Origin of the sequence: Shewanella sp. 10N.286.52.A9 (assembly GCF_041468985.1) — a bacterium.
Lineage (GTDB): Bacteria > Pseudomonadota > Gammaproteobacteria > Enterobacterales > Shewanellaceae > Shewanella > Shewanella japonica.
The window spans coordinates 78,597-94,679 of the sequence record NZ_JBFRJQ010000006.1 but is presented as its reverse complement, the minus strand read 5'-3'; the positions used below and the strand labels follow the sequence as shown (position 1 = coordinate 94,679).

Annotated in this window: 16 protein-coding genes; 8 read left to right on the top strand and 8 right to left on the bottom strand. The window is 41.1% G+C overall.

From position 1 onward, the window contains the following. Positions 1-21: 21 nt before the first annotated feature. Positions 22-174, bottom strand: coding sequence for a hypothetical protein (locus tag AB4128_RS05530; RefSeq protein WP_372037211.1), 153 nt, complete (start codon positions 172-174; stop codon positions 22-24). Positions 175-1,577: 1,403 nt separating this feature from the next. Here AB4128_RS05530 and nhaC point away from each other — a divergent pair. Beyond that, entirely contained in the window at positions 1,578-3,053 is a 1,476-nt protein-coding gene (gene nhaC, locus AB4128_RS05525; protein WP_372037210.1) for a Na+/H+ antiporter NhaC, read from the top strand. Between the two features lie 30 nt (positions 3,054-3,083). On the opposite strand, the gene AB4128_RS05520 is transcribed toward nhaC, so the two are convergent. Beyond that, entirely contained in the window at positions 3,084-4,436 is a 1,353-nt protein-coding gene (locus AB4128_RS05520; RefSeq protein ID WP_372037209.1) for an NAD(P)/FAD-dependent oxidoreductase, read from the bottom strand. A 59-nt stretch (positions 4,437-4,495) separates the two neighbouring features. Further along, complete coding sequence (locus AB4128_RS05515) at positions 4,496-5,086, bottom strand: GNAT family N-acetyltransferase (RefSeq protein ID WP_372037208.1); 591 nt, start codon at positions 5,084-5,086, stop codon at positions 4,496-4,498. 150 nt (positions 5,087-5,236) lie between these two features. Between AB4128_RS05515 and AB4128_RS05510 the strand changes: the two genes are divergently transcribed. From AB4128_RS05510 to AB4128_RS05490, 5 genes are all read left to right on the top strand, one after another. Then, positions 5,237-5,983, top strand: coding sequence for a spondin domain-containing protein (locus tag AB4128_RS05510; protein ID WP_372037207.1), 747 nt, complete (start codon positions 5,237-5,239; stop codon positions 5,981-5,983). Between the two features lie 12 nt (positions 5,984-5,995). Further along, a complete protein-coding gene (locus AB4128_RS05505; RefSeq protein WP_055023548.1) occupies positions 5,996-6,748 on the top strand; it encodes a spondin domain-containing protein in 753 nt (250 codons plus the stop codon). A 135-nt stretch (positions 6,749-6,883) separates the two neighbouring features. Further along, entirely contained in the window at positions 6,884-7,609 is a 726-nt protein-coding gene (locus tag AB4128_RS05500) for a response regulator transcription factor (protein ID WP_055023549.1), read from the top strand. A gap of 43 nt (positions 7,610-7,652) precedes the next feature. Continuing rightward, entirely contained in the window at positions 7,653-9,128 is a 1,476-nt protein-coding gene (locus tag AB4128_RS05495; protein WP_065109330.1) for a HAMP domain-containing sensor histidine kinase, read from the top strand. A 169-nt stretch (positions 9,129-9,297) separates the two neighbouring features. Then, on the top strand, positions 9,298-10,008 hold the full coding sequence (locus AB4128_RS05490; RefSeq protein WP_055023551.1) for a DUF6445 family protein: 711 nt from the start codon (positions 9,298-9,300) through the stop codon (positions 10,006-10,008). Between the two features lie 102 nt (positions 10,009-10,110). Here AB4128_RS05490 and AB4128_RS05485 read toward each other — a convergent pair whose 3' ends face one another. Further along, positions 10,111-10,329 carry a hypothetical protein gene (locus AB4128_RS05485; RefSeq protein ID WP_055023552.1) on the bottom strand — a complete coding sequence of 73 codons (219 nt, stop codon included), beginning with the start codon at positions 10,327-10,329 and terminating at the stop codon, positions 10,111-10,113. A 311-nt stretch (positions 10,330-10,640) separates the two neighbouring features. After that, the gene (gene hemE / locus AB4128_RS05480; protein ID WP_055023553.1) at positions 10,641-11,705 is read right to left on the bottom strand and encodes a uroporphyrinogen decarboxylase; all 1,065 of its coding nucleotides are present in this window, start codon (positions 11,703-11,705) and stop codon (positions 10,641-10,643) included. A gap of 468 nt (positions 11,706-12,173) precedes the next feature. Here hemE and AB4128_RS05475 point away from each other — a divergent pair, with 468 nt between their 5' ends. Then, complete coding sequence (locus AB4128_RS05475) at positions 12,174-12,653, top strand: Rsd/AlgQ family anti-sigma factor (protein ID WP_055023554.1); 480 nt, start codon at positions 12,174-12,176, stop codon at positions 12,651-12,653. A gap of 132 nt (positions 12,654-12,785) precedes the next feature. Here AB4128_RS05475 and AB4128_RS05470 read toward each other — a convergent pair whose 3' ends face one another. The 3 genes from AB4128_RS05470 to AB4128_RS05460 form a co-directional block, all read right to left on the bottom strand. Then, positions 12,786-13,829 carry an MJ1255/VC2487 family glycosyltransferase gene (locus tag AB4128_RS05470; protein ID WP_372037206.1) on the bottom strand — a complete coding sequence of 348 codons (1,044 nt, stop codon included), beginning with the start codon at positions 13,827-13,829 and terminating at the stop codon, positions 12,786-12,788. Between the two features lie 68 nt (positions 13,830-13,897). Next, positions 13,898-14,407, bottom strand: a complete 510-nt coding sequence (locus AB4128_RS05465; RefSeq protein ID WP_055023556.1) for a phosphatase PAP2 family protein — start codon at positions 14,405-14,407, stop codon at positions 13,898-13,900. Between the two features lie 308 nt (positions 14,408-14,715). Further along, complete coding sequence (locus AB4128_RS05460; protein WP_055023557.1) at positions 14,716-14,973, bottom strand: YgjV family protein; 258 nt, start codon at positions 14,971-14,973, stop codon at positions 14,716-14,718. Positions 14,974-15,355: 382 nt separating this feature from the next. Here AB4128_RS05460 and rraA point away from each other — a divergent pair, with 382 nt between their 5' ends. Then, the gene (rraA, locus tag AB4128_RS05455; protein ID WP_055023558.1) at positions 15,356-15,841 is read left to right on the top strand and encodes a ribonuclease E activity regulator RraA; all 486 of its coding nucleotides are present in this window, start codon (positions 15,356-15,358) and stop codon (positions 15,839-15,841) included. Positions 15,842-16,083 lie beyond the last annotated feature (242 nt).

The following is a 16,083-nucleotide window of genomic DNA, read 5'->3' as shown; positions in this document are numbered from 1 at the left end:
CGAAGACTTAAGTCCAAAACTTCAATCTAACCTATTGCCTGCCGCAGGCTTTTGTACAGATTCATCTAAGACACGCTTCAAGTACGTCCATGTAAGCTCTGCGAAAACATCCATGTTTTCGAAGGTCTTAGACGCATCTGCACTGGGATTATTACTTCTTCGATTGTAGTTCATTTGAGCATTCTAAAAACTCAAGCATAAAGTTTGAAGCCAACATATGAATTGAGTGCATCAAGAAAATTGCGTGAGTCCTGACATGGATGTCAGGCTAGCTTTCGAGGGGAAGGGACGCCCCATCGTAAGCGTTAGTAATTTTTGAAGATGCGCGAAGCGGAGTAAAACGAAGCCACAAGCTGGATCAATCCTTGTAGAAATCTTTCGCTTTTCAGAAAATTTCGTAAAGGCGGCTAGGGATATCGAAAAGGGAAAAGCTGTTGTTTCCCTTTCGTCTGGTGTGGGCGAAGCGCCACGACTTTGATCTTGCTTTGAGCCAAAGAAAACAAAACTAAACGTCCCATCGTAAGCGTTAGTGATTTTTGAAGATGGACGAAGCTGAACCAAATGAAGTTAAAAGCTAAATAATACTCCGTTGGAAATTTTGCTTTTTAAATTTCGCCGGAGCGCTGAGGGATTACTCTTAGTATATAAAGTATGGGGACAAGCGCTTTTCCCCTTGATTCTGGTGTGGGCGAAGCGCCACGACTTTCTCAGCCTATAAGTCGTATATGCAATACCCTATTTGGTATTGAATAATGAATATAAGTCCAAAACTTCAATCTAACCTATTGCCTGCCGCAGGCTTTTGTACAGATTCATCTAAGACACGCTTCAAGTACGTCCATGTAAGACCTTCGAAAACATCCATGTTTTCGAAGGTCTTAGACGCATCTGCACTGGGATTATTATTTCTTCGATTTAACTCCGTTTGCTTATTCAAAATCTCAGTAGAATGCTTTCATTATCATTTTTCATAAAACTTGAGTGCATCAAGAAAATTACGTGAGTCCTGACATGGCCTTTCTCGCACATCCATGTGCTTCAAGGCATTTTGTGCATCCTGCACTTAAGATATCAGCTAGCTTTCGAGGGGAAGGGACGCCCCGTCGTAAGCGTTAGTGATTTTTGAAGATGCACAAAGCTGAACCAAATGAAGCTAAAAGCTAAATAATACTCCGTTGGAAATTTTGCTTTTTAAATTTCGCCGGAGCGCTGAGGGATTACTCTTAGTATATAAAGTATGGGGACAAGCGCTTTACCCCTTGATTCTGGTGTGGGCGAAGCTCAACGACTTTGCTCTTAATAAAGTTTGCGAGAAAAAGAAATTAAATAACTAAATATAGTCAATCACATCTAAGTAAATATGCACCAATATCACCTCAAATGAATAGCTAATCTAGTATCTTAAATTATTAAGCAATAGATCTTGTAACCCTATGCTTTTCTAGCAAGTTGTTACACTGCCAAAACATCGACTTATCCCCTGCATCTATGGCAGGATGTCGACCTAGTCACAAATTAACAACAAATAACACCGACTATTTACAACACCCCATAAGAATAAAAATAGGGATAGCTTTATGTCTGACTCTCAACTCAAACAACCTAGTTTGTTTGACGCCCTTGCACCTGTTATCGCCCTTATCACCATGCTGGGCGCTGCGGTGAACCTTTTCTCTTCTGATAGCTCATCAGGAGCAAACCAAATTGCACTGATTCTCGCCGCTTGCATTGCCATTTTAATTGGTTACAAAAATGGTTACAGCTGGAACCAAATGGAACGTGGCATCATTAAAAGTATTGGTGTCGCAACTGGCGCTTTACTGATCTTATTTACTGTTGGCTCCCTAATCGGTACTTGGATTTTAGCCGGCACAGTGCCGACAATGATTTACTACGGTATGCAAATCCTCCATCCACAATATTTTTATGCTGCCAGCTGTATTTTATGTGCCGTTGTAGCAATAAGCATCGGTAGCTCGTGGACAGTAGCAGGTACTATTGGTATTGCCCTTATTGGTATCGCTTCAGCGATGGGCTTAGATATCAATATCACTGCTGGTGCAATCATCAGTGGCGCTTATTTTGGCGATAAAATGTCACCTTTATCTGACACAACCAATCTAGCTCCTGCCGTTGCTGGCTCAAATATCTTTAGTCATATTAAGCATATGACTTGGACCACTGTGCCCAGCATTATTATTGCCTTAATCGTGTTTACTTTTTTAGGTTTATCAGCCGATGTATCCAGCTTTAACTCGCAACTAGGTGATACGCTGACATTACTAGAAAATACTTACCAACCTGGGCTGCATTTATTACTACCATTATTAGTTGTGCTCTTTTTGGCAAATAAGAAAATGCCCGCCTTTCCAACCGTCATTATTGGTACCTTAGCGGGTGCTATCTGCGCAGCCATTTTCCAGTTTGATAATGTGATTACTTACGTTAACGACCCACAGTTATTACCAGTAATTGCCATCATTAAAGGCATTTGGATTGCGATGTTTGATGGTTATGTGGCTAATACTGGCGATGCCGTGCTCGACAACCTATTAAGCCGTGGCGGCATGAGCAGTATGGTGACAACAGTCTGGTTAATATTGTGTGCTATGGCTTTTGGCGGCGTGATGGAAGTGACAGGCTTATTAGCTCGCTTACTTGAAAGCATCATGAATTTAGTGACAGGCACAAGCAGCTTAATTATCACCACTCTTGGGGTCTGTATTGGCGCTAATGTGATTACTGCCGACCAATACATTGCCATCGTATTACCCGGTAGAATGTTAAAAATGGAATATCAAAAGCGTAAACTTGCACCTGTCAATTTAAGCCGCTCTTTAGAAGATTCAGCAACTGTCACTAGCCCACTGATCCCCTGGAATACTTGTGGCGCCTTTATGGCAAGTACCCTAGGCGTGGCGACTATCGCATATCTACCCTACGCTATTTTTAACTTAGTTTGTCCGTTTATCAGTGCGTCTTATGCCTATTTCAATATTAAAATTGAGCCATTAGATGAATCAACGCTCAGTGAAGAAATTCAAGCAAGCTAGCCTTGGTGGTATCGATGTATAAAATCAGTATTAACCGAATTTATCTTTGAGCCAGCCATAATGATAATAACCCCATTGCCCTAGCCGTCTTGCTTTTGCAAACGGCATCGGCGGTAATGGGGTATTGTAAAGCGGTAAGTTCGGTAAGGTTTCTCCTGCAATATTTTGTGCCAGTCTAAAGGCAGCTTGAGCGCTAAATGATACGCCGGCGCCGCAGTAACCTAAACTATATCCGACACCATCTTTGCCATATACATGGGGCATGTCATCCATTGATGCTGCTATCCACCCAGTCCAGTTATAAGCAACCTTCTTTCGGCTCAGATGTGGAAAGCACTTATCCATCGCAAGTTTCAAACGCTGACCATATATCGGTTTAGCTGCGTCCTTGCCCCATACGGCCCCACGGCCCCCGAACAATAAACGGTTATCGGGCAGCAATCTAAAGTAATACTTTAATATTCGAGTATCCATTGTCACTTGGTGACTATGCAAACCTGCCGCTTTTAGCTCATCTGCAGTTAATGGTTCAGTGACGATAATATTGCTCAGTATCGGCAAAAACTTATCATCTATTCTTTGACTCAGCTGCTTAGGCGAATAAGCATTACCCGCCATGATCACCTTATTGGCTAACAGTTCACCTTGATCCGTTACTAAACGGTGCTTTCCATTTTCCTCTATCCAGTCACGCACACAGGATTGCTCATTAATGGTTATTCCCTGCTTTTCAAGCATGGACTTATAACCCAGTAATAGCTTAAGAGGGTTAATTCCAAAGCCGTCATTCAGCCTTAACGCACCATAAGCTTGATGGTGGTTAAGGTACTGCTCTCTAAAGTGTTCAGCAGTAATAAACTCGGCTGTAAAATCGCTGCCTTGGGCCATATTTTTTTGAATATATTCGGCTGCCGCTTTAAGGTTTTTTAACGCTTTTGGATTATGAGCGACCTTGAGATAACCTTTATCTTGTGGCTCACACTGAATGTGATGTTGCTGTATTAATCCTTCAACTCGACTTACCGCTTGACTAAATTCACTGTAGATCCCGCGCGCAGTGTCTAGATCCCAACGTTCAGCCATTGCTGAATACCCCAAACGACCAGACCCTTTTAATACAAAACCCGCATTGCGAGCGCTAGCGCCAAACCCCACTTGATTAGCCTCAAGCACACGACAATCAATGTGGTATTGTGTCGCTAAATAATAAGCCGTCAATAGACCAGTATAGCCGCCGCCAATAATAGCAACGTCTGTTTGCTGAGAACCTTTGAGTGAGGGAAGTAATGCGGGTAATGATTGTGTGCTCGCCCAGTAGCTATGCGCTAAAGGCTGCTTAGCAGGTGATTGATTAATTAAGGGATCATACAAAGCTTGAGGCATGTTGGGTACTCGTGGTTAACATCAATGTGGTCATACAGAGAAATGTTAAAATGAGTTATTTAGTTAAACTCAATCACCATTTCACAGGCTGTACAGTGGCAATCATCGCCGCATATCACGCACAGATAATTACTGTTGTCTTGCTGCTGGTTCCATCGACTCGGATGCTCTTTAATCAATTTACCGCCAGCATGAGTAAAGTAGCCCACTGCTGAATTTTTAGGGCTTTGTTTCCACAAATGACTCACTCCAGCTGTCGCACCTTGCGCTTTTACTGCTTTGATAGAGGCTTGTAGTAGTTGCGAACCTATCCCTTGCCCTCTAAGCTCTTGAGCCACTGTATTGCACTTGAAGTAACACATTTGATCGGGTGAAACTGGCCATTTTTGTGGTGTACACCATTTATCAATTGGCCAATTGCCCGCTGCATAGGTCAGTCTAAACCCAGCTATTTTTGATTGTTCTTGCGCCTGATGTACAGATGATAATTGTTCATTTTCTGCGATAAAATGGGCATTAATATTATTTTTTATTCCCATTTGATAAATATTTTCCAGCGAAGGCATGTCTAAGTAACCTTCACCGTGTACTAAATTACCTAGCTCAATAACCTGTTGAAAATCTTCAGGAGTTAGTGTTCTTATTATCATTTTCACACCCTAAAATTTTACTATTCACCATCACGATAACACAAAAAAATCGCTCAAATAAACGATGTTAAACTTTTGTGATAATTTAGCGATAACCCAGTGAGATCCCTTTGTCAGAATCATTATCAATCAAACAAAAGGAGCTCTGTTATGAAATCATCAGTCTTAAAGACATCAACACACAAAAATTTATCAGTCAAAACCAGCTTGTTAACCCTTGGATTAGTTGCAGGCGGAATATTTAGTGCTCAAGCATCTGCAGCTGATTTAGAAATTAGTGTCGTTAACCTAACCCATGGTAATCATTTCACCCCTCTACTGATTGCTGCTCATGATACTGACAGTCACCTTTTCCATGTCGGTGAAATGGCCACGCCTGCCTTACAAAAAATGGCTGAAGGCGGCGATGTTGGTGATTTAGATGCCGCCGTAATGGGTGCTGGTGGTTTTACCGCTGTTAACCCTGCAATGGGATTATTAGCCCCTGGCGCGAATGTAAGTGAAGTGACGCTCGACTCTATGGATATGACACATTTATCGATTGTGGCAATGGTATTACCAACCAACGATGCCTTTATTGGTTTAGATAGCTGGGAAATTCCGACTGAGGCAGGCAGCTACACTGTGTATTTAAATGCATATGATGCAGGTACAGAAGCCAACGATGAAATCGTCAATGGCGGCGGCATGTCAGGTGTTCCAGGTATTCCAGCTGCTCCTGGCGGTGACGGAGGTATGAATGGTACTGGTGTTATGGATGGTTCTACTAATGCTTATGTTCACACTCATCCAGGTGTGCTTGGCGATACTGATGCAGTAGGCGGTGCCAGTGATTTAGACAGTCGTATTCATCGCTGGTTAAACCCTGTGGCGAAAGTTGTTGTTACCGTCAAATAAGGGGGAATCGCAATGAGATATTTAACGAATACGTCCAAAAAACGCAGTCATCCATACAGTTTGTCAGCCGTAGCACTTATCGCTGTGATTGGGTTAAGTGGTTGTTCTGATGACGATGATGACTCACCAACACCGGCACCAGTGACACCAACGCCGCCAGCTGTGGTAATGCAAACATACACTGTCACTGTTACGAATTTAACAGCTAACCAGCCAATGTCTCCTATTGCTATCGCCTCTCATGGTGATGATGTCATGTTATGGCAGGCCGGTGAAGCAGCCAACGTTGCACTAGAGAAAATCGCAGAAGGTGGTGATGCAGCAGATGTTGCTGCGATTGAAGGCATTACTTCAACCGTCAGTGGCGCTGGTATTTTAATGCCAGGGATGTCAGAAACCATTACCGTGACACTCGAAGAAGCCGATGTAGCCAACCTCACGGTTGCCACTATGTTAGTGAACACCAATGATGCATTTACAGGCTTAAACAGCTATGACATCAGTATGCTCGCAGTGAGTGATTCAGTATCTATGCGTGGCATGGTTTACGATGCAGGAACCGAAGCAAACTCAGAAGCACAAGGCACTATGCCTGGACCTGCTGATGGTGGTGAAGGCTACAACGCTGAACGTGATGATGTTGATTTTGTCCATATCCACCCTGGTGTTATCACCATGTATGATGGGTTAATGGATAGCGTATTAACGCCTTCACATCGTTTTGATAATCCAGCGGTTTCTATCTCGATTAGCCGTACTGAGTAAGTGATGCGAATACATAGCTAATCAGATTGTTCAGCGATAGATTAAATTCTGTTTGATAACATTATTTAAACAATTTGAAATTTAATCTGCCCAAGTCAGGTCTGCTCAGTAGGGATCTGATTTGGGACATTCTGGATGAACGATAGCACTAAGCATAACGGCCATCAGATAAAGCCGCATATTTTACTTGTGGAAGATGAACAAGACTTAGCAAAACTTATCATGCTCAACTTAACGGCATTAAATTATGAAGTATTTCATGCAACTACGTTAAGTCAGGCAATGCAAATCATCGACACAAAAACGCTCGACCTCATTCTCATGGACAGGATGCTGCCTGATGGTGACGGCATCATGTTATGTCAGCAATTACGAGAAGCAGAAAAGTCATTACCAATAATGATGCTAACTGCAAAAGATTCTGAAGCCGATATTGTTTTGGGGTTAGAAGCTGGCGCTGATGACTATTTAGTGAAGCCATTTAGCGTATTAGAGCTTAGAGCCCGCGTTAAAGCCATGCTAAGGCGCAGTAAGGTTCAACAAGTACAAACTGAGCAATTGGACTTTAATGGGGTCACCATTAACTCAACCACCCGAGAGGTCGTATCCAATAACAGCCCACTTGAACTCACCGCAAGAGAGTTTGATTTACTGTTATTTTTAGCCAAGCACCCACTCCAAGTATTCAGTCGTATGCAATTGCTAGAGGCTGTTTGGGGTTATAACTATGATGGATACGAGCATACGGTAAATAGCCATATTAATCGTTTACGCAGCAAACTTGCCCGCAGTCCAGGTCATCCTGAGCTCGTAAAAACAGTTTGGGGAGTGGGTTATAAATTTTCTCCACCAGAAGCGTAAATGGATTATTTTTCTCTGATGTTACCAAGGCAGGCCAGTCATTATGAATCGACTATTTAATCGACTATTTCTTTCAGCGACATTGGTTGTGCTTATTCTGTTCATGGCGTTATGGCAATGGTTGCAACTCAATCATGAATTTAGTCGTAACCAAATTCAGCAATCTTTGCATCTCGAATTGGCTGAGCATATGGCACATATCAACCCATTACTCTCTCAAGGCATTACTTCTGATGCGGCATTAAAAGAAGCGTTTCATGATTTTATGTTACTTGGGCCCAGTTTTGAGATCTACACACTCGATCCAGAAGGCCGAGTCGTTGCTTATGATGCAAAAGAGGAGAAGATTAAAAAAAACCGAGTGAGTTTAGATAAAATTGAACAGTTTATAGCACGCCGAGATTTACCTATCTTAGGAACAGACCCTCGTTCGACTGAAACTGAGAAGATTTTTTCAGTCAGCCCACTTATCACAGAGGATGGCCTTCACAGCGGGTATTTATACGTGATTATTGGCGGTGAAGATTATGACAGCTGGCAGGCGCTGATTAATTCTGAAAACCAGCCTAAACTATGGGGCGCTACGATTGGTTTTTGGGTGATATTTGCCTTGATATTGTTTGTATTATTATTAGGCTTTTTTACCCGTCCAATTCAAAAGTTAGCCAGTGATTTAACGCGTCTTAAAGCGTGTTCGTTTGAAGGGAATTCCTTCGACAGCAGCCTAACTCTCCCAAACCGTTATAACGGTAGCTTAGAAATCAAAAAGCTCAGCGAACATATTAACCATTTACTGCAAGAGCTGAATAATCAACATCAACAAGTTAAACGTCAGCAACAAGCAAAACATGACTTTTTACTGCATTTATCCCACGATTTAAAAACACCGCTCACCTCTTTATTAGGATATATAGATACCTGGTTGCTCTCCCCACCAAATGAGCGCCAACCAGAATACATAGAGTATGCGGCTAACTCAGGGCAAAACTTGCAACAATTACTATCGCAACTGCTTGAACTTGCAGCACTTGAAAACGGTCAAATTAGCGCTCAAATTAAACAAATCAATTTGCGTGAGTTGTTACTCGATTTGAATCAGACATTTGCTCCTAGAGCTAAAAAGCTGGGAATAAGATTACAATTTAATATTACCGATGAATTACAGGTTTATACCGATCCACAATTGATGCGCAGAATACTCAATAATCTTGTTGATAATGCGCTCAGATACACCCCTAAAGATGGCACTATTACCATTTACAGTGAAACGTTAAATGGTCAAACTTGGCTAGCCGTTAAAGACACTGGTGCAGGTATGCACAAGCATGAAGTGGACGCTTTAAAACAATTATCAATGCAACAACTTACCTTTTCACCAGAACAACCACTCCCACAATTAGGTGTTGGGCTTGCAATTGTTAGACAGCTCCTTGGGATATTAAAGTGCCGTATAAATATCGACAGTCAACCTGGTACAGGAAGTTGTTTTCATATTGAGCTGCTTTCTTCAAGTCATTGAGTGTTATGTGAGTAATCGTTACTCCGATTTTGATTACTCACTATTTTTTACAAGTTAATGAGCCACTTTTCTACCCATCGCATTTGAATGTTGATAACATAAATTCAACAAGCACCGTCCGTATTAAACGAACAATTATTATTTTAAATCGTTTGCAGGTAGATACAGCATGCACCCAATATATTCAGATGAACTCAACCTTCCTGATGCACCTTTCGATGCTCCTAAACTCAATTATGAAAAGCCCGAAGAAAATAAAAACTTTTGGATAATTGATAATTTCTTTTCTGAAAAGCAAGCAACAGAGATTGCCAATCGCTGTTTCATGAAAAGTAAGTGGAAGCTTGGCAAGCCTTATACTAGTGAGTTATGGCCTGGTATGCGCTCTAAAAACGCCTTGAAGAAAAAAGAGCTCTTACAAGTAGAAAACTGGATAAAAGAAACCCTAAAAGTAGATAAATTATGGGTTGCTGAATCAAACAGTGTCGTTGTTGATACAAACACAGCCATTTTGGTTGGGGCTGATGAAGGAGCGGCAAGGCCTCATGTTGATAATCGGCAGCTTTGTCGATACGGCGCCGTGCTTTTTTTAAGTAAAAATCCTAAACCACACTCTGGAACCTCTTTCTATCGATTGAAATACGCGAATGAAGCTGCTGGCGGTAATCTAGTACAAAAACCCTATAACAATTTAGTGGATGCGTTAAACACCGACAGCTTACCTCCAAGTGCTTGGTATGAAGACGAAGCCATTGAAAATAAATTTAATCGCCTCATTTTATTCAAAGGCAATATGGTTCACAGCGCCAGTAGTTACTTTGGTAAAGAAAAGAGAGAAAAAAGACTCGCGATTACTTTCTTCTATATGACAGAGGATTAAACGTATAATTGCTCAAAACATCAAAGCGAAAAACAACAAAGCCACCTATTAAGGTGGCTTTACGTATCAAGTCAATTAATAACGAACCTTGTATGTCTACAATTAATCGTTATAAATTGATTGATATAAGCTTTTAATTTTGTGGAAGAAAAGACTCGCAATACCAGCAAACAAGCTAATCCACATCAATAATACTGAAGCAACTGTGATGTATTGCCCCATGTAATAATCAGCATTGGCGACATAGATGTAATGGGTGCCAGGAAGCAAAGCAGCAAAAATAGCGAAGAACACTAAAGCAACAATAATTTGAATTTTCATATTTAACTCTCTTTTAGCGAAGGCTACTAGATGTGGCTTCCATCCCATCGTGAAACAAAACTAGTTAGCATAAAATATTTATTCTCAGAATGTGTATAAAATATCAAATTAACTCTCTGAAGAATTTTGCAAAGATCACAAATTAGAATATCTCATATTTACTTTGTGACACATATCACCACACCTTTAACTCGATGATTCCTATAAGCTAGTTCAGCTTTAGTCATTCGTCACTTTTTTCACAAATAAAAAAGACGAGCTAAGCTCGTCTTTTTTTACGCATCTTCACGACGCCTCAAACTTCATACCCATTACTTGTGGTATTTAGCCGATAACTCATGCACAGAGTTGATGAACGAACCGGCATGCTCAGGATTAACATGCTGGTGAATACCATGACCCAAGTTAAATACGTGACCAGTACCTTCACCGTAAGATGACAAGATTTGGTCAACTTCTTGATGAATACGCTCAGGTGATGCGTAAAGTACTGATGGATCCATGTTACCTTGAAGTGCAACTTTTTCACCAACACGGCGACGTGCATCACCGATATCAACAGTCCAGTCTAAACCTAGTGCATCACAACCTGTTTCAGCCATAGATTCTAACCATAGTCCGCCACCTTTAGTGAATAAAGTAACTGGTACTTGGCGACCGTCTGCATGGCGAGTAAGGCCATCAACGATTTTTTGCATGTAACGTAGCGAGAACTCACGGTAAGCATGGTGAGATAATGCACCGCCCCATGAATCGAAAATCATTAACGATTGAGCACCGTTAGCAACTTGTGCGTTTAGGTATAAGATAACTGAATCAGCTAACTTGTCTAAAAGCATGTGTAGTGTTGCTGGCTCTTCGTAAGCCATTTTTTTGATCTTTTCAAACGTCTTGCTTGAACCACCTTCAACCATATAGGTTGCTAGTGTCCATGGAGAACCAGAGAAACCAATTAATGGTACTTCACCTTTCAGTTCACGACGAATGGTGCTAACAGCACGCATAACGTAACCAAGCTCATCTTCAGGATCTGGGATAGCTAGCTTTTTGATAGCGTCGATTGTATCTGTAGGACGCTCGAAACGTGGACCTTCACCGGTTTCAAAATATAAACCTAAGCCCATTGCATCTGGAACAGTAAGAATATCTGAGAATAAAATTGCAGCATCTAAATCATAACGACGAAGTGGTTGCAGCGTCACTTCACATGCTAAATCTTGGTTCTTACAAAGAGACATAAAGTCACCCGCTTCTGCGCGAGTCGCTTTATATTCAGGTAGATAACGTCCAGCTTGACGCATCATCCAGACAGGGGTTCTGTCAACAGGCTGTTTTAATAAAGCGCGTAAATAACGATCATTCTTTAATTCTGCCATGGGGCTTGATTCCTAAACATATAGTGATATCCGCTGGCGCGTAGTTTAGCACTTATGCGATTAATGTAACCAGCAATGCTAAATTAATGTGAAGTAACACCCCAACTAGTATCGAAATTGCTAATGTAATCGTTATCACGCTCACAATAATACTCATAATTAGGTATAGATTAGGCTAATTGGATAAAAAAGTTGCACCTATTGTTAGCGTTTGGTATAAAAAGTCTGCGCTAGCAAGAACAATCAAGAAGCACGATAAATCGAGCCCTTAAAAAATCTATTTGCCCAGTGATAGCTTGCTATCACTGGGCATTTTTCTTTCTGAACTCCACAGTTTCATTATTTTTTACAATTAAAACGTCCTTCTTCTGGTCGATCCATTCGATCTTTTACAGAAAATAGTTGATCAATAGTCACTTTCTCTCATACATTAAGTGTTATGGATTAGTTGCAATATTGGATTTCGTTATGCTGACAAAACTAGAAAAAGCCGAACAAAAATGGGGCGGTTCTAACAAGCTTGTCGATCAATGGCTACAACACCGTAGAAATTTACTGATCCAATACTTCAATATTGCCGGTCTAGCTCCTTACACTGCGCCAGAAAAAAGCCTTCCAACCACAGAAACGGTCAAGCAATTTTGTGCACAATTAGTGGACTACGTTTCCGAGGGACACTTTGAAGTGTATGACCAAGTGGTCAACGAATGTGAGAAGTCTGGTGAAAGCAGTAAAGCCCGTGCACAACAGCTATTGCCTCAAATTAGCGAAACAACCGATGCTGCGCTTGACTTCAATGATAAATATACAGAAGTTGAAAGTGACGATGTATTGATGGACTTAGACGCCGATTTATCAAAATTAGCTCAAGCAATGGAAACGCGTTTTGCTTTTGAAGACGAACTTCTTGAGCAACTTTACGAGCATCATTCAAAAGCGGCCAGTTAACGCTATTGCCAATTGTATGGGTGCTAGTCATTACCGTTAGCGCTGAGCATTTGTACATAAAATTAGCGCTTAAGAATAGTTTAAACCATTAGCTTTCCATTACCTGCTCACAAGGCATACCCAGTTATAACTTCATTTACGCCAGTTATCTGGTAATTCCACCTGCGACCATAAATCGTTGCACAACATTTGATGTTGATGCCAGTCGCCTTGTTTTAACCATTTCACTAAAGCATCACCGACCTGAGGATACAGAATAGGCTTTGGCGATGCAGACTTTAACCAACGTTTTAATACACTGCCATCTAAAGTGTCCATGCTTTGTGCAGCAGCAAGTAATTCTAATGCGGCCACATTAGATGACTGCTCAAATTGACCTAATAACGGTTTTACCAACAGCTTTTTGCCAAGTGTCATGGCTTCACTGGCCAGTTCAAACCCAGCATTGCCAATCACGCCGCCACATTGTGACATATGGGCTTTAAAACCCGTGCGATTGAAACCGAACCAATTAATATGGTCTGCCAAAGCTATATTCGGCTCAGCAGCGTGATAGACAAAGAATTGATATTGATTAAAAGGCGCCAAGAACCGAGCAATCTCATCTGGGCTTTCAAAAGGCAAATACACCAAAATCTGATGATGGTGATCACCGCAGTTTGGCTCGACTTCAACAAAAGGTGGAATAATAGGAAAACCAAAGTGATGCCAGTGGCAACCTAGCTTAATATCTGTTGGAGCGAAGTTATTCAGTAAACGTTCGTCAAGCCAACTCATCCCTTGTTTAGGCACAGGATACTGCAATGCAGCTTGATGGCTGATGCTTATTGATGTGACTCCCTGTTTTTTTGCTGCCCAAGCCGTCACAGGCTCAAAATCATTAATCACTAAATCATAATCAGATAAGTCCATGTGCTGCACTTCTGAGAAGATGGACGTAGAAAGATTGCGTCTAATGGTTTTTGGCAGATTAACTCGCCCACCTTCTGTCATAAATGACATACCTTTTCGCAGCTGAAAGTCACCAAAACAATCCATATCAAAATATTGATGTTCTTCTCGGCCACTGAATAAAAAATCGACCTCTATATCCGTTTTACTCAGTGACTTCGCCATCACACGTGCACGGCTAATATGGCCATTTCCTGTACCTTGAACACCGTATAAGATTTTCATAAACGCCCTTGATTATCTGCCACTAATTTCTACATCCCACAAAATAAAAAGAGTTAAATACCCTGTGGTTAAATAAATTGCTCTGCCATGCTCACCGCTCCGAGCCCTAATGCTATTCCAGCTAAGATATCTAATGGGTAATGCACGCCAAGTGCGATTCTCGATAAGCCAATTGCCATAGCCCAAGTAAATGCCATCACAGCCAGTAATGGGAAAACATGCATCACGACTGATGCCATAATGAAGGCCGCCGCCGTATGCCCAGAAGGCAGGCTAAACTTATCAGATGGTTGAAAATCAGATTCAAACCCTGCAAATGCGGCGCAGGGACGATTGCGACGAATAAAATTTTTGAGTAATAAATAAAGAGGCAGCTCAATAATATAGCTGACTAACATAAGGTTGAAAAAGTGGCTTCCTTGAGGATGTAGAAACAACAATCCAACGGCCAAATACACATAAATATGGCCATCACCCGTTGCAGAGACCTGCTTAGCAAACTGATTAAGCTTATGCTCACGACAAAAGGTTAATATATGACAAAATAACAACTTATCTAAGTTTGCTATATTCACCATCTCGCTAGTCCTTTGGGTTATTTATTATTCAACCATGATTAGGACTGTAAATATGACCAATGACGCTGACATGACATTCTGTCGAAAGTTTTGTGACAATGACGAATCTGATACTGATATCAAGTGTCCGCAATAACCGTCATAAGAGGAAGTGATATCAGAGCACAAACAGGCAAGCTTGCATCAGCCATAAAGCATTGGAACTGACATAAAGATAAAAACGAGAGGATATATTAAGCGTGGTTGGTAAATAGTAAATTTCAGTGATGGATTAAGGTGCCCAATAAAGGCACCTCGCTTGACCATTTTTACGCAGACGCTTCAGATAAGCTTTCTGACTTATTGGTACGATAGATTTTGATCAAGTGGAAAATATTGATCCCCGCAACGAAGGCATTCATACCTGCTACTGGCCATGCTTCAATTTGCACACCGTAAATAACGAATAATGTACAACCCACAAAGTTTAACCAACGTAGCCAGATAATATCTTTCATCATTAATGAAATAGCCACCATAACTGATGCGCCATAACCTATGATTTCAACAACGTTTAACCCTTCCATAAGAACCTCTCATTAAGGCCCTCTGCCATCCATAAGCGTTACGGGGGGTCCGTGCCCCTAAAGCAAATAAAACAAACTGCATTTAATTAAGCGCTGATATTAACAAAATTTCATACAAGGTTGTAATAAAAAACCGTAATAAGATGACTAAGATCAATATAAACATCCTAATCCAGCACTAATGTAAGTTAGTTTCCTACAACCTAGCCTCAGGTGCGATGTTGTGGGATTTCTCAACATCAGTTTATAAATCAACTTGTTGGTTTATCGTCATCTGGTGATGAATATCGCTTTTAATTTCACAAAAAGCTCATATAATTCATTTAAGATTGCTTAACTACTAGCGAGAAGTAACAAATCGCTACCCCCAAGGAGTGTCACTATGGAATACAACACCTCAGAACTGTGTGATATGTATTTAGATGTTGTTGATGTCGTAGAACCTATGTTCAGTAATTACGGCGGTACGAGCTCTTTTGGTGGTTCTATTAGCACCATTAAATGCTTCGAAGATAACGGCCTTATCGCAGATGCACTGCAAGCAGATGGTGAAGGAAAAGTATTATTAGTTGATGGCGGCGGTTCGATGCGTCGTGCACTAATCGATGCTTCTATTGCTGAGATTGCTGTTGCCAACAAGTGGGAAGGCATCATTGTTTATGGTTCTGTCCGAGATGTCGACACACTTGAAGAAATGGACATTGGCATTCAAGCACTCGCTTCAATCCCAATTGGCGCTGATGGTAATGGTGTCGGTGAAGTTGAAATCCCAGTTAATTTTGGTGGTGTAACCTTCTTACCTTGCGATCATATTTATGCTGATAATACTGGCATTATTTTATCGCCAGAAGCTTTAGACATCGACTAATCAACTTTCACCTTGTGAAGGTTAATTGATAACTACTGTCATATCATGAGCAGTCAAAATTAAAGCCAGCTTTGCTGGCTTTTTTATTTACTGTAATAGAACATTGTTTAAGCTAAATCTACTTTACTCATTCATCACTGTCATGAACAATAGTGGCACAAGGCATCACAATAAATGCGCTAAAAAACCTTGTAGCGCAACAATAACGAACCCAACCTCGATAACAATAATACTTAACACGA